The organism is Pseudoxanthomonas sp. SL93, assembly GCF_026625825.1.
In the GTDB taxonomy this organism is placed as follows: Bacteria; Pseudomonadota; Gammaproteobacteria; order Xanthomonadales; family Xanthomonadaceae; genus Pseudoxanthomonas_A.
In genome coordinates, this window is the sequence record NZ_CP113065.1 from 413,649 (window position 1) to 432,868 (window position 19,220).

Below are 19,220 nucleotides of genomic sequence, written 5' to 3' on the forward strand. Positions count from 1 at the left end.
GGCTTGGAAGAGCGCACGCGTCGCCTCTGGACGCTCGCCATCATCATCAGCGCGTCGGCCGCGATACTGGGAGCGGAGGTCGATGGGCTGGGCGGGTTGCACTATGCCTTCAAGCCGCTGACGACGCTGCTGATCCTCGGGATGGCGTCACGACTGACGTCGGAAGTCCCCGGTTATCGACGCCTGGTCATCGCGGGGCTGTTGTTGTCCATGCTGGGCGATGTCTTCCTGATGTTGCCGTTCGACGGTTTCGTATTCGGTCTGGGCAGTTTCCTGTTGGCTCACGTCGCCTACCTGTTTGCGTTGCGCAAGCGCGGGTCGTGGTGGGCCGTGCGCTGGCCCATGGCGGCATACGCCATCATCGCAGCGTTGGTGTTTGCCCAGCTGTGGCCACGGCTGCCGGTTGAATTGCGGGTGCCTGTCATCGTCTATGTGCTCGCGCTGGCCGGCATGGCGGCGCAGGCGGCGAGCGTGTGGCGGCAACAACCTTGTGCCATGACGCGCATGGCCGCCATTGGCGGTGCGTTCTTCGTGTTGTCCGATGCCATGCTGGCGCTGGATCGCTTCAGCGTGCCGATCCCGCATGCGCCGGCCTGGGTGCTGGTGACGTACTGGATCGCGCAGTGGTGCATCGCGCGCTCGGTCGCGTCAAGCACGCCGTGATACGTCGAACAGCGTCCGGATCCCGCCGCTATCGAACGAGACGGGCCAACACCTGGCCCAGCCTCACCGGTGATTCTGCCTTCAGGCCGGGATCCAGTTCCGCCACGCCGGGCGGCAGCAGGATGATGACGGTGGAGCCGTAGTTGAAGCGCGCCATTTCGTCGAACCGGTCAAGGGCGATGTCTTCGCCCCGGTAGTCCTTCACGGTGATGGCGTCGCCATAGCGCGGGATCTCTTCGCCGCTCCAGACCGTTTCCACGCCGGAGACCAGCAGCGCGCCGACCATCACCGAGGCCATGGGGCCGAAGTCCGTGTCGAAATGGCAGACCAGCCGCTCGTTGCGCGCGAACAGGCGCGGCACGTGGGCGACGGCCGCCGTGCCCACGCTGAAGAGTCGGCCCGGTACGTGCACGGTTTCGCGCAGCTTGCCTCCCCAGGGCATGTGCACGCGGTGGTAGTCGCGGGGCGACAGGTAGACGGTCGCATACAGGCCGTTGCGGAAGGGTTCCGCGGCCGCTTCGTCGCCGAGCAGTTCCTCCGCGGTGAACGACTGGCCCTTGGCCTGGAAGATGCGGCCATCGACGATGGCGCCGCACTGGCTGATGTGGCCGTCGGCCGGCATCAGCAGCGCCGACGGATCCGCGTCGGGCACCCGTGCCCCGGGCTTCAGCGCACGGGTGAAGAACGCATTGAAGCTGGGATACGCGCGCGGGTCCGGCTCGGCCGCTTCCGCCAGGTCGACGTTGAACTTGCGCACCACCGTGTCGATCAGCCATTGCTTGACGCCGGGCGAGGTGGAATACGCCAGTCGGCGCGCCAGCGAGGAGAGCAGGCGATGCGGCAGCACGTAGGTCAGCGAGGTCAGCAGGCTCATTTCGCGGACGCCTCCGTCAGCGCGCGCAGGTCCGATGCGATCGCCTTCGGCTGGAACGGCGGGCGGATCAGCCCGGCCAGCCGACCCTGCGGATCGAGCACGCCGATCGCCGATGAGTGGTCCATGCTGTAGTCGTTCGGGTTCTGTTCGAAGCCCTTGCCCGGCACCTTCATGAAGACGAACCCCAGCGACTTGGCGAAATTCTCCAGCGTGGGCGTATCGGCGGTGGCCGCCAGCGTGTCCGGATGGAATGCATGGGCGTATTCGCCGATGCGGGTGGGGGTGTCGCGTTCCGGGTCCACCGACACGAACAGCACGCGCGGGCGGGTGGTATCAGGCAGGTCCTTCCACTGCGCCTGGGCCTGGGCCAGTTCCGCCAAGGTGGTCGGGCAGACGTCGGGACAGAAGGTGAAGCCGAGGAACACCAGCGTCCAGTGGCCATTCAATTCGCCCGCCGCCAGTTGCGTACCGTCGGACTGGCGCAGCGAGAACGGCGGCAGCGCGCGCGCCTGCGGGAACATCGTCACCGTCTGCAGCGCTGGCCATTGCGGCGCGCGCGTGGCGGGGCCGAAGTACTTCTGCGCGGCCAGCAGGCCCAGGCCCGCGGCCAGCGCCAATACCAATATGAAGCCGATTTTCTTGTTGAACATGGGGCAGGGGTCCGGCAGGTCAGAGGAAAACGGCCCGCCCGCGGCACGCCTGGGCCACGGAAGCCCGGCCGGACCTGCGTCCGCCGGACGCGCCGACAATGCCGCCATGATACCGGCGCAGCGCCTATAATCGGGAGCCGAACCGCCCGGGCGCACCCCACAAGCCTTGCCATGACTGCCGAAGCAGCCGCAGAACTGCACACGATCATCGACCTGATCCGTTACGGCGCCAGCCGTTTCAACGCCGCCGGACTGACCTTCGGCCACAGCTACGACAACGCGCTGGACGAAGCGTCGCACCTGGTCCTGCATACGCTGCACCTGCCGCCGGACCTGGGGCCGGCCTACGGCCAGGCGCGCCTGACCGGTGCCGAGAAGGCGCAGATCCTGGCGCTGTTCCAGCGCCGCGTGGACGAGCGCATCCCGGTGGCGTACCTGACCGGGGAAGCCTGGTTCGCCGGCCTCAGCTTCAAGAGCGATGCCCGCGCCCTGGTGCCACGCTCGCCGATCGCCGAGCTGATCGAAGCCGGCTTCGAGCCTTGGCTGGGCGGGCGCGACGTGAACCGCGCGCTGGACCTGTGCACGGGTTCGGGCTGCATCGCCATCGCGATGGGCCACTACAACCCCGCATGGCATGTCGACGGCGTGGACATCAGCGACGATGCGCTGGCGCTGTCGGCGGAAAACAAGGCGCGCCTGCATGCCGACAACGTGCAGTTCATCAAGTCGGACCTGTTCAACGGCCTGACCGGCAAGCACTACGACCTGATCGTCACCAACCCGCCCTACGTCACCAACGACGAGACCGATGCGCTGCCGAAGGAGTATTCCTTCGAGCCGGAACTCGGCCTGCGCGCCGGCTACGACGGCCTGGACCTGGTGCTGAAGATCCTGCGCGACGCGCCGTTGCACCTGAGCCAGGACGGCCTGCTGATCTGCGAGGTCGGCGAATCCGAGCGCGCGCTGGTGAAGCTGCTGCCGGATGTCGAGTTCGCCTGGATCGAGTTCAAGGTCGGGCAGATGGGCATCTTCGCGGTGGAATGCGCCGAGCTGATCCGCCACAACGCGCAGATCCGCGCACTGGCCGACGCACGAAAATGAAACGCCCGCAGCATCCGGGCGCGCACGCGCCCATCTGACGCCGGGCTTGCTCGGCGCCCCTTCCGGCAAGCACCGGAGCAGCGGAGAACCCTCCGCTCCACGCGAGAGCCCGCCTTGAGCAGCAACAGTTTCGGAAAACTCCTCACCGTCACCACGTTCGGCGAATCGCACGGGCCCGCCATCGGCTGCGTGGTCGACGGCTGTCCGCCGGGCCTGGAGATCGCAGCGGAAGAATTCCGCCACGACCTGGAGCGCCGCGCCACCGGCAAGTCGCGCCACACCTCCGCGCGCCACGAGGCCGACGAGGTCGAGATCCTCAGCGGCGTGTACGAAGGCCGCACCACCGGCACGCCCATCGCGCTGCTCATCCGCAACACCGACCAGCGCAGCAAGGACTACGCCAACATCGCCCAGCAGTTCCGGCCGGGCCATGCCGACTACAGCTACTGGCAGAAGTACGGCATCCGCGATCCGCGCGGTGGCGGTCGTTCGTCCGCCCGCGAAACCACCATGCGCGTGGCCGCTGGGGTGATCGCCAAGAAGTGGCTGGCGCAACGCTTCGGCGTGACCGTGCGCGGTTACCTGTCGCAGCTGGGGCCGATCACGCCGGAAGGCTTCGACTGGGAGGCGGTGGAAGGCAATCCGTTCTTCTGGCCACATGCGGCGCAGGTGCCGGCGCTGGAAACCTACATGGATGCGCTGCGCAAGTCGGGCGATTCGATCGGCGCGCGCGTCAACGTCGTGGCCGCCGGGGTGCCGGCTGGCTGGGGCGAGCCGATCTACGGCAAGCTGGACGGCGAACTTGCCGCTGCGCTGATGAGCATTAATGCGGTGAAGGGCGTGGAGATCGGCGACGGCTTCGCCGCCGTCACCCAGAAGGGCACCGAGCATCGCGACCTGATGACGCCACAGGGCTTCCTGTCCAATCATGCAGGCGGCATCCTCGGCGGCATTTCCACCGGCCAGCAGGTCACCGCGTCCATCGTGCTGAAGCCCACCTCCAGCCTGCGCCTGCCCGGGCAGACCGTGGATGCGACCGGCCAGGCCGTCGAGGTCATCACCACCGGGCGCCATGATCCCTGCGTCGGCATCCGCGCCACCCCGATCGCCGAAGCCATGATGGCGCTGGTGCTGATGGACCAGGCCCTGCGCCACCGCGCGCAGTGCGGCGATGTCGGTGAGGTGCCGCCGCTGATTCCCGGTGACGTGCAGTCGGGAAGCCTAGATGGCTGAAGCCCGCCGCCGCGTCTGGGTGTCGCAGCCGCTGTTCGACGACATCGTCGAACGCTTGCGTGCGCATTTCGACGTGACGCAGGTGGATGCGGTAACCGAACATGCGCCGCAGGCCATTGCCGAATCGTTGCGCGACAGCGCCGGCGCGCTGGTCACGCTCAACGAGCGCATCGGCGCCGCCGAGATCGCGGGCGCACCGCAGCTGCGGGCCATCGCCAACGTGGGCGTGGGCTACAACAACCTCGACATTCCCGCGCTGACCTCCGCCGGCATCGTCGCGACCAACACCCCCGATGTGCTGACGGAAACGACCGCCGACTTCGGCTTCGCATTGCTGATGGCCACCGCACGCCGCATCACCGAATCCGAACGCTGGCTGCGTGAGGGCAAGTGGCAGCAATGGTCGTTCGGCACCATGCTCGGCGCCGACCTGCACGGCAGCACGCTGGGCATCCTGGGCATGGGGCGGATCGGGCAGGGCATCGCCCGTCGCGCGCGCGGCTTCGGCATGCGCGTGCTGTACCACAACCGCAGCCGCCTGCCGGCTGACGTCGAGCTCGAGACAGGCGCCGCGTACGCCAGCTTCGAGGCCCTGCTGGCGCAGTCCGACCATCTGGTGCTGGTATTGCCGTATTCACCGCAGGTCCACCACCTGATCGACGCCGTCGCGCTGGCGAAGATGAAGCCCACCGCCACCCTGGTGAACATCGCGCGCGGTGGCATCGTCGACGAGGCGGCACTGGCCGACGCGCTCGCCCACGGTCGCCTGGCCGCCGCCGGGCTCGACGTGTACGAGGGCGAGCCCACCGTCCGTCCCGAGCTGCTGGCACTGCGCAACGTGGTGCTGACCCCGCACATCGCCAGCGGCAGCCTGGCCACGCGGCGGGCGATGGTCGCGCTGGCGGTGGACAACCTGATCGCCGCGCTGGGCGAGGGCCCGCGCGCGGGCGACCCGCCGACGCCGGTCAATCCGGAAGCGCTGGTCGCCGGCAAAACCATCATCGCCAAACGACAGGGAGCCTGAGGCACGTCCGCAGGTTCCCCGAACACAGCCACCTTCCGCTGTCTTCATTCCCCACTTTCCAAGAAACCATCTTCCATGAGCAACCAGAACCGTAGCTTCACCGTCGCCGTCGTGGGCGCTACCGGCGCCGTCGGCGAAACCATGCTGTCCATCCTGGCCGAGCGCGACTTTCCCGTCGGCAAGCTGATCGCGCTGGCGTCCGAACGTTCCGCCGGCGGCACCGTCGACTACAAGGGCCAGAAGATCGCCGTGCAGGACCTGGCCACCTTCGATCCGGCCGGCGTCGACATCGCGCTGTTCTCCGCGGGCGGCGGCGTGTCGAAGGAATACGCGCCGAAGTTCGCCGCCGCCGGCGCGGTGGTGATCGACAACTCGTCGGCGTTCCGCTACGACGACGACGTGCCGCTGGTGGTCAGCGAAGTGAACCCCGAGCAGGTGCAGAACCGCCCGCGCGGGATCATCGCCAACCCCAACTGCTCCACCATGCAGATGCTGGTGGCGCTGGCGCCGATCCACCGCAAGGTGGGCATCGAGCGCATCAACGTGGCCACCTACCAGTCGGTGTCCGGCGGCGGCCGTTCGGCGCTGGAGGAACTGGGCAAGCAGACCGGTCAGCTGCTCAACTTCCAGGAGATCGACCCGCAGCGCTTCCCGGTGCAGATCGCGTTCAACCTGATCCCCCAGATCGACGAGTTCCTCGACAATGGCTTCACCAAGGAAGAAATGAAGCTGGTGTGGGAAACCCGCAAGATCCTCGGCGACGACAGCATCCAGGTGAATCCCACCGCGGTGCGCGTGCCGGTGTTCTACGGCCATTCCGAGGCCGTCAACATCGAGACGAAGACCAAGATCACCCCCGAGGAAGCGCGCACGCTGCTGGAAAACGCGCCGGGCGTGGAAGTGGTCGACGACCGCGCACCGGGCGGCTACCCGACGCCGGTCACCCATGCTTCCGGTACCGACCCGGTGTACGTGGGACGCATCCGCGATGATTTCTCCCATCCGCGCGGCCTCAACATGTGGATCGTGTCCGACAACATCCGCAAGGGCGCGGCGCTGAATGCCGTGCAGGTGGCGGAACTGGTGGCGAAAAACGGCTGAAAGGCTATAGTCGTGCCCGGGAAACTTGGGGGAGCGCCGTGAAACCGACGCAAAGACATCGGACGGCAAGACACCGCCTGGCCGGCATGATCGGGCTGGGGCTGGCGTTGCTGAGCAACGCCGCCCTCGCGCTGGGCCTGGGCGAAATCAGGGTCAAGTCGCAACCCGGCCAGCCGCTGCTGGCCGAGATCCCGATCATTTCCAGCGAGCCGGGCGAACTCGAGCAACTGCGCGCACGGCTGGCGTCGCCGACGACGTTCGAGCGCGTTGGCCTGCCGCGCCCGCAGGGCCTGGTCAACGAACTGGATTTCACGGTGGCCCTGGACGATTCCGGGCGACCGGTGGTGCGCGTCACCAGCCGTACGCCGGTGGACGTGGCCGCGGTCAATTTCCTGATCGAGGTCGACTGGGGGCAGGGCAGGCTGGTGCGCGAATACTCCGCGCTGGTCAGTACGCCCGGTACGCTGGCCGCCGCCGAGCAGCCCCTGATCGACGCACCGGTGGCCGCGCCCACGGATGTCATCGAACGGCTGCCGGAACCGGCGGTCGCCGCCGCCGAGCCCGAAACACCCACGCCGACGGTCCCGGAGCCGGCCCCCGAGCCGACGCCCGTGGTCTCGACGCCCCCGCCCATGGCAACCGCTCCAGTGGCGCCGCCGGCGTCCGACATCGTGCCGGGCGACACGCTGGCACCGGTGCGTCGCGGCCAGACGCTGTCGCAGATCGCCCAGCCGCTGGCGCAAGCGCAGGGGTACACGCTGGACCAGGCGATGGTCGCGCTGCTGCGCGCCAATCCCGAGGCCTTCATCAACGGCAATCTGAACCTGCTCAAGCAGGGCGCCGTGCTGCGCGTGCCGGAGACGGCCGCAGCCCAGACGCTCCTGGAGAGCGAAGCGACGGCGCTGGTGCGCACGCAGATCGCGGAATGGCGGCGTGCCAGGCAGCCCATCCCGCAACCGGCGGCGGTGGTCGAGCCGGCATCGCCGCGTCCGGCGACGGCTTCGACGGCACCGGCGGCGCAGGTCGCCAGTGCGCGGCTTGAAATTGCACCTCCCGCGGTAGGCGCCGCGGGTTCTGGAACCCAGTCCGGCATCAACGCCGGCGGTGAGGGCGAGATGTTGGCGAACGAACAACTGCAGCAGTCCAAGGAAGACCTGGCCGCGCGCGAAGCCGAAGTGCAGGAACTGCGCTCGCAGGTGGAAGAACTGGAAAAGTTGAAGCAGCAGCAGGCGCAGCTGCTGGCGATGAAGGACAGCGACCTGGCCGCCGCGCAGCAGCGCCTGGCGCAGTCGCAGGGCAGCGATGGCGGCGTGCCGGTCTGGGCGTGGGCCGGCTTCGGCCTGCTGTTCGCCGGCTCGCTGGCCTGGGGTTTCGCCCAGCGCCGCAAGCGCCTGTCGCCGGCCCCCGTGCCCCGCAGCCATGTGCTGGCCGAAGCACCCGCCAGCACCAGCCGTGCCGCGGAACTGGCCGCCGGCATCCCGGCCCCGGCGGCACCGGTGGATGAGATCGTCGAGTCCCCTGCACCGCTCGAACCGGTGATCGTGGCCCCCGCCGCGGTGGTGCCGAAGGTGGCACCGGCCGCACCGCGCCCGGCAGCCGTCGCCAAGGGCAAGGCGGGGCCGACCTGGCATTCGGGCGATGCCGCCACCTCCGTGCCGCCGCTCAATGCCGCGTCCGCCGGGCGGGACCGCCTGGAACTCGCCGTCGCCTACCTGGACCTCGGCGACGTGGTCACGGCACGCGACCTGCTGAATGAAGTCGCCGCCGGCAACGATGCGAGCGCGCGCGACGAGGCCCTGCAACTGCTGCGCGAGATCGGCTGACCGGGATGGAGCGCTGATGCGTTACGCGCTGGGCGTCGAGTACGACGGCGGCGGATTCATGGGGTGGCAGCGGTTGACGCCCTCGGGCACGCCGGATGACACCACCGTGCAGGCGGCGCTGGAAGGTGCGCTCTCCTCGGTGGCGGATGCGCAGGTCAACACGATCTGCGCCGGTCGCACCGATGCCGGCGTGCATGCGCAATGCCAGGTGGTGCATTTCGACAGCGAAGCCGCGCGCGATCCGCGCAGCTGGGTGCTCGGCGCCACGTCGCGGTTGCCGCCTGGCGTGTGCGCGCGTTGGTGCCAGCCCATGCCGGACGATTTCCACGCCCGTTTTTCCGCACGTGCGCGGCGCTACCGCTACTCGCTGGTCAACCGCTTGGCGCGGCCGGCCTTGGAGCGCCAGTACCTGAGCTGGGAACGCATTCCGCTGGATGCCGATGCGATGCACCGCGCCGCGCAGGCCTTGCTGGGCGAAAACGACTTCAGTGCCTTCCGTACGGTGCACTGCCAGGCCCCGCATGCCATGCGCAACCTGCAGGCGATTACCGTCCGCCGCGACGGTGAGCGCGTGGTGGTGGAGGTGCAGGCCAATGCCTTCCTTCACCACATGGTGCGCAACATCGTCGGATCGTTGCTGGTGGTCGGGCGTGGGGAACAACCGGAGCACTGGATCGCCGAGCTGCTGGCAGGTCGGGATCGCACGGTCGCCGGGCCGACCGCGCCGCCGGACGGACTGGTCTTCGTCAGTCCGCTGTACCCCGCGGAATGGGGGTTGCCGGCCGAGGTGACGCTGGAAGAAGCACGCCCTCATTCCGTGTCCGGTCCGGGCTCTCCGGAAGACCGCATCGAGCGGTAGAGTGCCACCGGCGTTGCCGCCACGGCGGCGACCAAAACAAGCTACGCTCCAACCCGATCTCCGTTCCGATCACCCTCCATGCATACGCGCATCAAGTTCTGCGGGCTGACCCGCGCCGAAGACGTCCGCCTGGCGGTCGAGCTGGGCGCGGACTATGTCGGACTGGTATTCGCGCCGCAGAGCCCGCGGCGGTTGCTGCTGGGGCAGGCGCGGATGCTGCGCGACCTGGTGCCGGAAGAGATCGCCGTCGTCGCCCTGGTGATGGACAACGTGCGCGGCGAGGTCGAGAAGGTTGTCGAGTCGCTGCAGCCCGACGTGCTGCAGTTCCACGGCGATGAAGACGATGCGCTGTGCGCGTCGTTCGGACTGCCGTTCTTCAAGGCCATCGCGATGGGCGGGCAGGCGGAGAGTGCGTTTTCCAGCATCGCGCGCTACCCGTCCGCCAGTGGCTTCCTGTTCGATGGGCATGCGGCAGGCGAACAGGGGGGAAGCGGCAAGCGTTTCGACTGGAAGCAGATGCCCACGGCGCTGGACAAGCCCTTCCTGCTGGCCGGAGGTCTGTCGCCGGAGAACGTGGGCGTGGCACTGCGCACCGCCCGGCCATGGGGCGTGGATGTCTCCAGCGGTATCGAGAGCGCGCCCGGCATCAAGGATGCCGAGAAAATGCGCCGCTTCGTCGACGCGGTGAAGCACGCCGAATCGACACTGTAGGCCCGCGCAGCACGCGCTAGGCGAGTTCGCGCTTCAGCCAGTCGACCAGCGGGGCGATCCGTGCATCGCGATTGCCCTGTGTGGTGCACAGCGCCCATTCGCCGCCGGTTTCCGCGAAACCCCAGGGTGCCACCAGCCGTCCCGCGGCGATGTCGGCACTGACCAGTTCCTCTGGCGCGATGGCGACGCCGAGCCCGGCGGCCGCGGCTTCCAGCAGGTAGGTCAGATGGTCGAAGCCGGTGCCCAGCCGCAGCTGGCCGGCCTCCATGTGCTGTGACGCGAACCAGCGCGACCAGGCCTGCGGGCGCGAGGTGGTGTGCAGCACCGCTTCTTCGATCAGTCCCGCGGCCGGCGCGTGCTGCAGACGGGCAAAGGCGGCATGGCGTGGACTGAGTACCGGCCCGATCCGTTCGGGTGCGAGCGAGTGCACCCGCCACTCCTCGGGCCACGGCGCTTCGCCCAGCAGGAGCGCCGCATCCAGTCCGCCAAGGCGCAGATCGAAGCCACTTTCCTGCGCCGACAGGTGCAGCTTGACCAGGGGCAGTTCGCTGCCGAGCCGTTCCAGCCGGGGAATCACCCAGCGCGCCAGCAGGCTGCCCGGGCAGCCCAGCACCAGCGCCGCCGGGGTGCCGTCCCGGCGCAGGCGCGTGTAGGCGTCCTGCAGCCTGCCGAAGGCATCGCTGGCCGCATCGCGGAGGCGGACGCCATCGGCGGTCAGCGCCAGTCCGCGACCATCGCGGATGAACAAGGGACGGCCGAGATCGTCTTCAAGGGCGCGGATATGCCGGCTGACCGCCCCGTGGGTCACGTGCAGTTCGGCCGCGGCCTGGCTGACGCTTCCCCGCCTGGCGGCCGCCTCGAAGGCGCGGAGGGCATTGAGCGAGGGCAGGGCATGACGGGTCATGCCGTGAGTTTATCTCACATGTCCGTCCGGTTTAATCGCTTTCTGATGCCATTGTGGTGCGCTAAAGTGAGGAATCCCGGCGGCGCCACGCTGCCCGTTGCCCGGACTTCCCATGAGCGTCACCCCTACCGATTTCCACGCCTACCCCGATGCCGCCGGCCACTTCGGGCGCTACGGCGGTCGCTTCGTCGCCGAAACCCTGATCGGCCCGCTGCAGGAACTGGCGGATGCCTACGAGGCCGCCCGCATCGATCCGGCCTTCATTGCCGAGTTCGACAAGGACCTCAAGCACTACGTCGGCCGCCCCAGCCCCATCTACGAAGCCGAGCGGCTGACCCGCGAGGTCGGCGGCGCCCGCATCCTGCTCAAGCGCGAGGACCTCAACCACACCGGCGCGCACAAGATCAACAACACCATCGGCCAGGCGCTGCTGGCCAGCCGCATGGGCAAGACCCGCATCATTGCCGAGACGGGCGCCGGCCAGCATGGCGTCGCCAGCGCAACCGTCGCCGCGCGGCTGGGTCTGGAATGCGTGGTGTACATGGGCGCCACCGACATCGAGCGCCAGAAGATCAACGTCTACCGCATGAAGCTGCTCGGTGCGACGGTGGTACCGGTGACCAGCGGCTCGGCCACGCTGAAGGATGCGTTGAACGAGGCCATGCGCGACTGGGTGACCAACGTGCACGACACCTTCTACATCATCGGCACGGTCGCCGGTCCGGACCCGTACCCGCGCATGGTGCGCGATTTCAACGCCATCGTCGGCCGCGAAGCGCGCGCGCAGATGCTGGAGGACTACGGCCGCCTGCCCGACGCCATCACCGCCTGCGTGGGGGGCGGCAGCAACGCGATCGGCCTGTTCCATGCGTTCCTCAACGATGCCGGCGTGCGCATCGTCGGTGCCGAGGCGGCGGGCGACGGTATCGAAACCGGCCGCCACGCCTCGTCGCTGGCCGCCGGGCGCCCGGGCGTGCTGCATGGCAACCGCACCTACGTGATCTGCGATGACGATGGCCAGATCATCGAAACCCACTCGATCTCCGCCGGCCTGGATTACCCCGGCGTCGGGCCGGAGCACGCCTTCCTCAAGGACACCGGCCGCGCCGAGTACGTCGGCATCACTGACGACGAAGCCCTGCATGCCTTCCACACGCTGGCGCGCACCGAGGGCATCCTGCCGGCGCTGGAGTCCAGCCATGCCGTGGCACAGGCCATGAAGCTGGCGCGCGCACTGCCGAAAGACGCCCTGGTGCTGTGCAACCTGTCCGGTCGTGGCGACAAGGACGTGCATACCATCGCCGCGCGGGAGGGGATCACGCTATGAGCCGACTGCAGACGACATTCGCCGAACTGAAGGCCGCCGGCCGCGAGGCCCTGATTCCCTTCATCACCGCTGGCGACCCGTCGCTGGAATCCACGGTGCCGGTGATGCATGCGCTGGTGCAGGCCGGGGCGGACGTGATCGAACTGGGGGTGCCGTTCTCCGACCCCATGGCGGATGGGCCGGTCATCCAGCGCAGCTCGGAACGCGCCTTGGCGCGCGGAGCAGGGCTGCGCTACGTGCTGGAGGCGGTGGAGGTGTTCCGCCAGCAGGATGACGGCACGCCCGTCGTGCTGATGGGCTACCTGAACCCGGTGGAGATCCACGGTACGGAACGCTTCGCCCGCGAAGCCGTCGCCGCCGGCGTGGATGGCGTGCTGCTGGTCGACCTGCCGCCCGAGGAGTCCGCCGATACGCGGGAGATCTTCGGCCGCCACGGGTTGGCACTGATCGCGCTGGCGTCGCCGACCACCTCGCCGGAGCGCCTGCGGATGCTCTGCGAAACCGCCCAGGGCTACCTGTACTACGTCAGTTTCGCCGGGGTCACGGGCGCGTCGGACCGACTGGACACGGCAGCCGCGGGCGGGCGCCTGCGGCAGCTTCGTGCCGCCTCGCAGGTGCCGGTGGTGGCCGGGTTCGGCATCAAGGATGCCGCCAGTGCCGCCGCCATGGCGGTCGATGCCGATGGGGTGGTGGTGGGCAGCGCGCTGGTCGCGGAACTGGCGGGAGAAGGCGCCCGGGCGGCGGCGCGTGCCTCGGCCTTCCTGGCCCCGTTGCGGGCTGCACTGGACGCCTGATGGACCATACGGTCGTGCATGGACGACTAGGCTAAACTGCCGCGCTAATCCATTCGGCCCCGCCCGGGGCAGGAAGCAAGACCAAGCATGAGCTGGCTCAGCAAACTGATGCCGTCCGGCATCCGCACCGAAGGTAGCGGCGGGAAGAACAAGCGCAGCGTGCCCGAGGGCCTGTGGGAAAAGTGCGACCGTTGCGGCGCCGTCCTCTACCGGCCCGAACTGGAGGAAAACCTGGAAGTCTGCCCCAAGTGCAGCTTCCACATGCCGATCCGCGCGCGCGCGCGCTTGGCTGCCCTGTTCGACCCGGGCGAAACCCATGAGATCGGCGCGGCGCTGGGCCCGACCGACGTGCTGAAGTTCAAGGACCAGAAGAAGTACGCCGACCGCATCAAGGCCGCGCAGAAGAGTACCGGCGAACGCGATGCCCTGGTCACCCTGCAGGGCAAGCTGAAAGGCCGTGACCTGGTCGCCAGCGCGTTCGATTTCGCCTACATGGGCGGTTCGATGGGCTCGGTGGTCGGCGAACGCTTCTCGCTGGGTGCCGAGAAGGCGCTGGAGATCGGTTCGCCTTTCGTGTGCTTCTCCGCCAGCGGCGGTGCACGCATGCAGGAGAGCCTGTTCTCGCTGATGCAGATGGCGAAGACATCCGCGGCGCTCGGCCGGTTGCGCGACGCGGGCCTGCCGTACGTGTCGGTGCTGACGCATCCCACCACCGGCGGCGTGTCCGCCTCGTTCGCGATGCTGGGCGACATCAACATCGCCGAGCCGGAAGCGCTGATCGGCTTCGCCGGCCCGCGCGTCATCGAGCAGACCGTGCGCGAAACGCTGCCGGAGGGTTTCCAGCGTTCCGAGTTCCTGCTGGCGCATGGCGCCATCGACCAGATCTGCGACCGTCGCGAGATGCGCGACCGCCTGGCCGACCTGCTGGCGCTGATGATGCGCCAGCCCAAGCCTGAAGAAAGCGCACTGGTGGACGCCGCATGAGCCGCAAGTATTTCGGTACCGATGGCATCCGTGGGCGGGTGGGTACCAGCCCGATTTCCGCCGACTTCGTGCTGCGGCTGGGCAACGCCCTGGGCCGCGTGCTGTGCGAAAAGGCGGGCGACGCGCGCCCGGTCGTGGTAATCGGCAAGGACACCCGCATCTCCGGCTACATGTTCGAGGCCGCGCTGGAGGCCGGGCTGGTCGCCGCCGGCGCCGACGTGCAGCTGATGGGTCCCATGCCGACCCCGGCGGTGGCGTTCCTCACCCGTACCCTCGGTGCCGACGCCGGCATCGTCATCAGCGCGTCTCACAACCCGCACCACGACAACGGCATCAAGTTCTTCTCCGCCGAAGGCGAGAAGCTGGACGATGCCACCGAGCTGGCCATCGAGGCCGCGCTCGACGCGCCGTTCTTCACCGCCGAATCCGAGAAGCTCGGCAAGGCCATCCGCACGCGCGACGCGGTCGGCCGCTACATGGAATTCTGCAAGGCCAGCGTGCCGCGTCGCTTCGACCTGCGCGGCATGAAGCTGGTGCTGGACTGCGCGCACGGGGCGACGTACCACATCGCGCCGCTGCTGTTCCGCGAGCTGGGCGCCGACGTGATCACCATCGGTGCCGAGCCCGACGGCATCAACATCAACGATGGCGTGGGCTCCATGCACATCGACAATCTCGCCGCCAAGGTGCGCGAGACCGGCGCCCACCTCGGCATCGCCTTCGACGGCGATGGCGACCGCGTGCTGATGGCGGACGGGCAGGGCACGCCGGTGGACGGCGACCAGCTGATCTACGTGCTCGCCCGCGACTGGCAGACCACCGGACGCCTGCGTGGCCCCGTGGTCGGCACGCTGATGACCAACTACGGTCTGGAGCGGGCGCTGGGCAAGCTGGAGATCCCGTTCGTGCGCACCAAGGTCGGCGACCGCTATGTGCACCAGGCGTTGGTCGAGGGGAATGCGGTACTGGGCGGCGAAGCGTCCGGCCACCTGCTTTGCCTGGACCGCACCACCACCGGCGACGCCATCATCGCTGCGCTGCAGGTGCTGGAAGCGCTGAAGCGCCGTAAGGTAACGCTGCGCGACGCGCTGGACGGGCTGGTGATGCTGCCGCAGAAGACCATCAACGTGAAGCTCGCCAACGGTGCCAAGCCCACCGAGGCCGCCAGCGTGCAGGCCGCACTGGTGCAGGCGCAGTCGGCCGTGTCGGGCCGGGGGCGCGCGTTCCTGCGTCCTTCCGGCACTGAGCCGGTGGTGCGGGTGACGGTGGAGGCCGACGACGACGCGCTGGTGAAAAGCACGCTCGAAACCTTGGCCGACGCCGTGCGGGCTGCCGCCGCGGCTTGAGCCTGATCAATGAATATCTGGCGCGGAGACGTTGCAATGGCGTCCCCGCGCGACCCACCTGTTGGAGCAGACCCGCATGAGTGCCCGTATCCCCACCCTGGACATCACCCGTTTCGACAGCGACCGCGACGCCTTCGTGGCCGAGCTGGGCGCTGCCTATCGCGAATGGGGGTTTGCCGGCATCCGCAACCATGGCATCCCGCAGGCGCAGATCGATGCGGCCTACGATGTGTTCAAGCGCTTCTTCGCCCTGCCTGACGAGGTGAAGAAGCAGTACCACGTGCCCGGCGGTGGCGGTGCGCGTGGCTACACGCCGTTCGGCGTGGAGACCGCCAAGGACTCCAAGCATTTCGACCTGAAGGAGTTCTGGCACGTCGGTCGCGAGATCCCGGACGATTCGAAGTACCGCGACGTCATGCCGCCGAACCTGTGGCCTGTCGAGGTCCCCGGCTTCCGCGAACACGGGTACGGCCTGTACCAGGCGCTGGACCAGCTAGGTTCGCGCGTGCTGTCGGCGCTGGCGCTGCACATCGGCCTGCCGGAGACGTACTTCGCCGACAAGACCGACTCGGGCAATTCGATCCTGCGCCCGATCCATTACCCACCGATCACTGCCGACGACATCCCGAACGTGCGCGCCGGTGCGCACGAGGACATCAACCTGATCACGCTGCTGGTGGGTGCCAGTGCCGCCGGCCTGGAAGTGAAGTCAAAGCAGGGCGAGTGGGTGCCTTTCACCTCCGACGCCGACACCATCGTCGTCAACATCGGCGACATGCTGCAGCGCCTGACCAACCACGTGTACCCGTCCACCACGCACCGCGTGACCAACCCGCCGGGCGAACAGGCGCGCCAGCCGCGTTATTCGGTGCCGTTCTTCCTGCACCCGAACCCGGACTTCCTGATCGACGTGCTGCCGTCCACGGTCACCGCCGACAATCCCAGCCGCTACCCCGAACCGATCACGGCGCAGGGGTATCTGGAAGAGCGCCTGCGCGAGATCAAGTTGAAGTAATCCACCGCCGGCGGGCCGTCACCGATGGCCGCATGTACCCGAAGAGCCGGCATTGCCCGGCTCTTCTTTTTCGTACTGCAGGAAGTTGCAGGCGATCTGCCACGATGCTGGCCGGATCAGTCCGCCTTGCGGATCTTCGACGAGTTGCGCGCCATCAGTTTCAGCCGTGTGTTGTCCGGCAGGTGGCGGGTGATGCCGTGCAGCAGCCGGTAGCGCCAGCCGGGTACCACGATCACCTGGCCGCGCTCCAATGCATCGATGCCGGCCCGGGCCACGTCGTCCGCGTCAAGCCAGAACCACTTCGGCAGTTTGTCCATCATGCCGCGGGTGCCGGTCACGTCGTGGAATTCGGACCAGGTGAAGCCCGGGCACAGCACGGTGACACGCACGCCGCGATCCGCGTTTTCCTGGGACAGCGATTCGCTGAACTTGATCAGGAAGGACTTCACCGCGCCATACAGCGTCTGCCCGTTGGCACCGGGGATCAGCCCGGCCACCGACGACACGTTGAGGATGCGGCCATCGGGAAAGCCACGCAGCGACGGCAGCAGCCGCCAGGTCAGTTCGCATACGCTGCCGACCATCACCTGCAGGAAGTCGGCGTGCACCGGCCAGGCATTGGCGTGGTAACGGCCCGGCACGCCGTAACCGGCGTTGTTGACCAGGATGCGCACCTTCACGCCGCGGCGCTCCAGTTCCGCCACCAGCCGCGCGGGCGCGGCGGCGTCGGCCAGGTCCGCGGCCACCACTTCCACCGGCACCTGCGTGCGCAGTTCCTGGGCCAATGCCTCCAGCCGGTCGATCCGGCGTGCGGTCAGCACGAGCGGGACGCCGCGGCGGGCGTACTCACGGGCGATCTCGGCACCGATGCCGCTGGAGGCGCCGGTGACCAGGGCATGGCCGGCGGAGGCCTGTCAAGCAGGGGCAACAGAGGAGGGCATGCAGCGTTTTCCTGGCGGACGCGGAGGCGCGTGCCGCGCACGATAGCGTGCACCGCAGGCCGTGGCGCGCCTGCCGGGCGGGAACATGGGCTAGACTTGCGCGCCCAACTGGACAGGAATTGGTCTTATGCGTCGCAAGCTCGTAGCGGGAAACTGGAAGCTCCATGGCGACCGGGCATTCGCCACCGCATTGATGGACGAGCTGGTCGCGGGTTTGCCGCTGGACGGGGTGGACGTGCTGATCCTGCCGCCGCTTCCTTACCTGGGCGAACTGATCGAGGACTACGGGAATCGCGGCGTCTTCTTCGGCGCGCAGGACGTCAGCAGCAACGAAAAGGGTGCCTACACCGGCGAGGTGTCGGCGCGGATGCTGGTCGACGTGGGCGCGCGTTATGGCCTGGTGGGCCATTCCGAGCGGCGCCAGTACCACAACGAGAGCAGCGAATTCGTGGCGAAGAAGTTCCTGGCGGCCAAGCACGCCGGGCTGGTCCCGGTGCTGTGCGTGGGCGAGACCGAACAGCAGCGCAAGGACGGACAGACCGAGTTCCGCATCCAGAAGCAGCTCGAGGCCGTGTTCGACCTGGTGGGTCCCCAGGCGTTCGATGGGGCGGTGATCTCCTACGAGCCGGTCTGGGCCATCGGTACCGGACTGACGGCCACGCCGGCGCAGGCGCAGGCGGTGCACGCATTCATCCGTGGCGAAGTGGCCGCGCGCGATGCTAGAATCGCCGATTCGTTGCCCCTGCTGTATGGCGGCAGCGTCAAGCCCGACAACGCCGCGGAACTGTTCGCGCAGCCCGATGTCGATGGAGGGCTGGTGGGCGGCGCCTCGTTGGTCGCCCGGGATTTCCTGGCCATCGCGCAGGCGGCGGCCCACCGGGGGTAACCCCGGCACGACCCATCCCGTGGGGATGGGGCGACTCAACCGGTTGAGACTGATTCGAAATGTGGATGTTGATCCTGAATGTGGTTTACGTGCTGGTCGCCATCGCGATCATCGCGCTGGTGCTGATGCAGCGTGGTTCCGGCGCCCAGGCGGGCTCGGGCTTCGGCGGGGGCGCTTCCGGCACGGTGTTCGGTGCGCGCGGCGCGTCCAACTTCCTCTCCAAGAGCACCAAGTGGCTGGCCATCGCATTCTTCGGCATCAGCCTGTTCATGGCCTGGTACGCGACCCATAGTGCCCGTCCGGTCACCCAGCAGAACCTGGGCGTGATGACGCAGGTGCCGGCCGCCGGCGCGGCCGTGGGCGAACTGCCCAAGCCGTCGTCGGTCCCCAGCGCCCCGGTACAGGCGCCGGCCGCGCCGACGTCGGTTCCGGTGCTGCCGCAGGACGCGGCGCCCGCTCCGGTGGTGCCGCCGGCCACCGCGCCGGCACCCGCCAGCGGCGAGCAGGCCCCGGTCACGCCGCCGCAGGGCGGTTGAGCAACGCTACAATGGCGCGGCACGCCAGTCGCGCAGGTTTCAAAGCCCAGGTGGCGGAATTGGTAGACGCACTACCTTGAGGTGGTAGCGACGTAAGTCGTAGGGGTTCGAGTCCCCTCTTGGGCACCAGCATCAACGGCATCCGCGCCCGTCAGCGCGGAGAACGGCGCAAACCGCCGATCGCAATCGAAAAGCCCGCCGCACGGCGGGCTTTTTGTTTTGCCGAATGCGTCTTCCCGAGCCGGTAATCGTTTACTAGCGAGTTCACCAACCGTTACAATCCCGTTGATTCGTTGCAGGCCCGGTACGTGTTGCGGAAGGGCGGCAGCGGAACGGTTCCGCCGTCGGGAGAGCCGGCGGCGGTTCCAGTGGTGGATGCTGGCGGGATGCCCGGCCAACCCGGCTCCCATGCGCACCCGCGCAAGGTCGTGGCGATGGCCCGGCCCCT

Annotated in this window: 18 protein-coding genes, 1 tRNA gene and 1 pseudogene; 16 read left to right on the forward strand and 4 right to left on the reverse strand. The window is 68.4% G+C overall.

Features of this window, described 5'->3' with window-relative positions; translation table 11 throughout:
• The first annotated feature begins 3 nt into the window (after positions 1-3).
• Positions 4-663 carry a lysoplasmalogenase gene (locus tag OVA13_RS01895; protein WP_267792142.1) on the forward strand — a complete coding sequence of 220 codons (660 nt, stop codon included), beginning with the start codon at positions 4-6 and terminating at the stop codon, positions 661-663.
• 28 nt (positions 664-691) lie between these two features.
• Here the strand turns inward: OVA13_RS01895 and asd are convergent, their stop codons facing one another.
• Complete coding sequence (gene asd / locus OVA13_RS01900) at positions 692-1,537, reverse strand: archaetidylserine decarboxylase (protein ID WP_267792143.1); 846 nt, start codon at positions 1,535-1,537, stop codon at positions 692-694.
• Positions 1,534-2,187, reverse strand: coding sequence for an SCO family protein (locus OVA13_RS01905; RefSeq protein ID WP_267792144.1), 654 nt, complete (start codon positions 2,185-2,187; stop codon positions 1,534-1,536). The genes asd and OVA13_RS01905 overlap by 4 nt, the downstream gene beginning before the upstream one ends.
• Positions 2,188-2,358: 171 nt before the next feature.
• Between OVA13_RS01905 and prmB the strand changes: the two genes are divergently transcribed.
• The 7 genes and pseudogenes from prmB (at position 2,359) to OVA13_RS01940 (ending at position 10,039) form a co-directional block, all read left to right on the forward strand.
• Complete coding sequence (gene prmB, locus OVA13_RS01910) at positions 2,359-3,288, forward strand: 50S ribosomal protein L3 N(5)-glutamine methyltransferase (protein WP_267792145.1); 930 nt, start codon at positions 2,359-2,361, stop codon at positions 3,286-3,288.
• A gap of 114 nt (positions 3,289-3,402) precedes the next feature.
• Positions 3,403-4,521 (forward strand): chorismate synthase, encoded by a 1,119-nt coding sequence (aroC, locus tag OVA13_RS01915; protein ID WP_267792146.1) that lies wholly within the window; start codon positions 3,403-3,405, stop codon positions 4,519-4,521.
• On the forward strand, positions 4,514-5,545 hold the full coding sequence (locus tag OVA13_RS01920; protein WP_267792147.1) for a 2-hydroxyacid dehydrogenase: 1,032 nt from the start codon (positions 4,514-4,516) through the stop codon (positions 5,543-5,545). Before aroC ends, OVA13_RS01920 begins: the two co-directional genes overlap by 8 nt.
• 75 nt (positions 5,546-5,620) lie before the next feature.
• On the forward strand, positions 5,621-6,646 hold the full coding sequence (locus OVA13_RS01925; protein ID WP_267792148.1) for an aspartate-semialdehyde dehydrogenase: 1,026 nt from the start codon (positions 5,621-5,623) through the stop codon (positions 6,644-6,646).
• Between the two features lie 86 nt (positions 6,647-6,732).
• Positions 6,733-8,469, forward strand: a complete 1,737-nt coding sequence (locus tag OVA13_RS01930) for a FimV/HubP family polar landmark protein (protein WP_267792149.1) — start codon at positions 6,733-6,735, stop codon at positions 8,467-8,469.
• Between the two features lie 16 nt (positions 8,470-8,485).
• A pseudogene (gene truA, locus OVA13_RS01935) lies at positions 8,486-9,262 on the forward strand (tRNA pseudouridine(38-40) synthase TruA); the annotation flags it as partial.
• A gap of 144 nt (positions 9,263-9,406) precedes the next feature.
• On the forward strand, positions 9,407-10,039 hold the full coding sequence (locus OVA13_RS01940) for a phosphoribosylanthranilate isomerase (protein WP_267792150.1): 633 nt from the start codon (positions 9,407-9,409) through the stop codon (positions 10,037-10,039).
• A 16-nt stretch (positions 10,040-10,055) separates the two neighbouring features.
• Here the strand turns inward: OVA13_RS01940 and OVA13_RS01945 are convergent, their stop codons facing one another.
• Entirely contained in the window at positions 10,056-10,943 is an 888-nt protein-coding gene (locus OVA13_RS01945) for a LysR family transcriptional regulator (RefSeq protein WP_267792151.1), read from the reverse strand.
• 112 nt (positions 10,944-11,055) lie between these two features.
• Between OVA13_RS01945 and trpB the strand changes: the two genes are divergently transcribed.
• From trpB to OVA13_RS01970, 5 genes are all read left to right on the forward strand, one after another.
• Entirely contained in the window at positions 11,056-12,270 is a 1,215-nt protein-coding gene (gene trpB, locus OVA13_RS01950; RefSeq protein WP_267792152.1) for a tryptophan synthase subunit beta, read from the forward strand.
• Positions 12,267-13,064: a tryptophan synthase subunit alpha gene (gene trpA / locus OVA13_RS01955; RefSeq protein WP_267792153.1), complete on the forward strand. Its 798-nt coding sequence runs from the start codon at positions 12,267-12,269 to the stop codon at positions 13,062-13,064. The genes trpB and trpA overlap by 4 nt, the downstream gene beginning before the upstream one ends.
• Positions 13,065-13,151: 87 nt before the next feature.
• Entirely contained in the window at positions 13,152-14,048 is an 897-nt protein-coding gene (gene accD / locus OVA13_RS01960; RefSeq protein WP_267792154.1) for an acetyl-CoA carboxylase, carboxyltransferase subunit beta, read from the forward strand.
• A complete protein-coding gene (gene glmM / locus OVA13_RS01965) occupies positions 14,045-15,394 on the forward strand; it encodes a phosphoglucosamine mutase (RefSeq protein ID WP_267792155.1) in 1,350 nt (449 codons plus the stop codon). Before accD ends, glmM begins: the two co-directional genes overlap by 4 nt.
• A gap of 76 nt (positions 15,395-15,470) precedes the next feature.
• Positions 15,471-16,409, forward strand: a complete 939-nt coding sequence (locus OVA13_RS01970; protein ID WP_267792156.1) for an isopenicillin N synthase family dioxygenase — start codon at positions 15,471-15,473, stop codon at positions 16,407-16,409.
• A gap of 116 nt (positions 16,410-16,525) precedes the next feature.
• Here the strand turns inward: OVA13_RS01970 and OVA13_RS01975 are convergent, their stop codons facing one another.
• Positions 16,526-17,302 carry an SDR family NAD(P)-dependent oxidoreductase gene (locus tag OVA13_RS01975; RefSeq protein WP_267793604.1) on the reverse strand — a complete coding sequence of 259 codons (777 nt, stop codon included), beginning with the start codon at positions 17,300-17,302 and terminating at the stop codon, positions 16,526-16,528.
• A 175-nt stretch (positions 17,303-17,477) separates the two neighbouring features.
• On the opposite strand from OVA13_RS01975, the gene tpiA reads away from it, so the two are divergent.
• From tpiA to OVA13_RS01990, 3 genes are all read left to right on the forward strand, one after another.
• Positions 17,478-18,236: a triose-phosphate isomerase gene (tpiA, locus tag OVA13_RS01980; protein ID WP_267792157.1), complete on the forward strand. Its 759-nt coding sequence runs from the start codon at positions 17,478-17,480 to the stop codon at positions 18,234-18,236.
• Positions 18,237-18,295: 59 nt separating this feature from the next.
• Positions 18,296-18,772 (forward strand): preprotein translocase subunit SecG, encoded by a 477-nt coding sequence (gene secG / locus OVA13_RS01985; protein WP_267792158.1) that lies wholly within the window; start codon positions 18,296-18,298, stop codon positions 18,770-18,772.
• 44 nt (positions 18,773-18,816) lie between these two features.
• Positions 18,817-18,901 (forward strand) — tRNA-Leu (locus tag OVA13_RS01990).
• Positions 18,902-19,220 lie beyond the last annotated feature (319 nt).

Coding starts and splice junctions, on each gene's coding strand:
- glmM (WP_267792155.1), top strand. CDS start 14,045: ATGAGCCGCAAGTATTTCGGTACCGATGGCATCCGTGGGCGGGTGGGT.
- OVA13_RS01970 (WP_267792156.1), top strand. CDS start 15,471: ATGAGTGCCCGTATCCCCACCCTGGACATCACCCGTTTCGACAGCGAC.
- OVA13_RS01945 (WP_267792151.1), bottom strand. CDS start 10,943: ATGACCCGTCATGCCCTGCCCTCGCTCAATGCCCTCCGCGCCTTCGAG.
- trpB (WP_267792152.1), top strand. CDS start 11,056: ATGAGCGTCACCCCTACCGATTTCCACGCCTACCCCGATGCCGCCGGC.
- secG (WP_267792158.1), top strand. CDS start 18,296: ATGTGGATGTTGATCCTGAATGTGGTTTACGTGCTGGTCGCCATCGCG.
- OVA13_RS01940 (WP_267792150.1), top strand. CDS start 9,407: ATGCATACGCGCATCAAGTTCTGCGGGCTGACCCGCGCCGAAGACGTC.
- accD (WP_267792154.1), top strand. CDS start 13,152: ATGAGCTGGCTCAGCAAACTGATGCCGTCCGGCATCCGCACCGAAGGT.
- trpA (WP_267792153.1), top strand. CDS start 12,267: ATGAGCCGACTGCAGACGACATTCGCCGAACTGAAGGCCGCCGGCCGC.
- asd (WP_267792143.1), bottom strand. CDS start 1,537: ATGAGCCTGCTGACCTCGCTGACCTACGTGCTGCCGCATCGCCTGCTC.
- OVA13_RS01905 (WP_267792144.1), bottom strand. CDS start 2,187: ATGTTCAACAAGAAAATCGGCTTCATATTGGTATTGGCGCTGGCCGCG.
- OVA13_RS01920 (WP_267792147.1), top strand. CDS start 4,514: ATGGCTGAAGCCCGCCGCCGCGTCTGGGTGTCGCAGCCGCTGTTCGAC.
- tpiA (WP_267792157.1), top strand. CDS start 17,478: ATGCGTCGCAAGCTCGTAGCGGGAAACTGGAAGCTCCATGGCGACCGG.
- prmB (WP_267792145.1), top strand. CDS start 2,359: ATGACTGCCGAAGCAGCCGCAGAACTGCACACGATCATCGACCTGATC.
- OVA13_RS01930 (WP_267792149.1), top strand. CDS start 6,733: ATGATCGGGCTGGGGCTGGCGTTGCTGAGCAACGCCGCCCTCGCGCTG.
- OVA13_RS01925 (WP_267792148.1), top strand. CDS start 5,621: ATGAGCAACCAGAACCGTAGCTTCACCGTCGCCGTCGTGGGCGCTACC.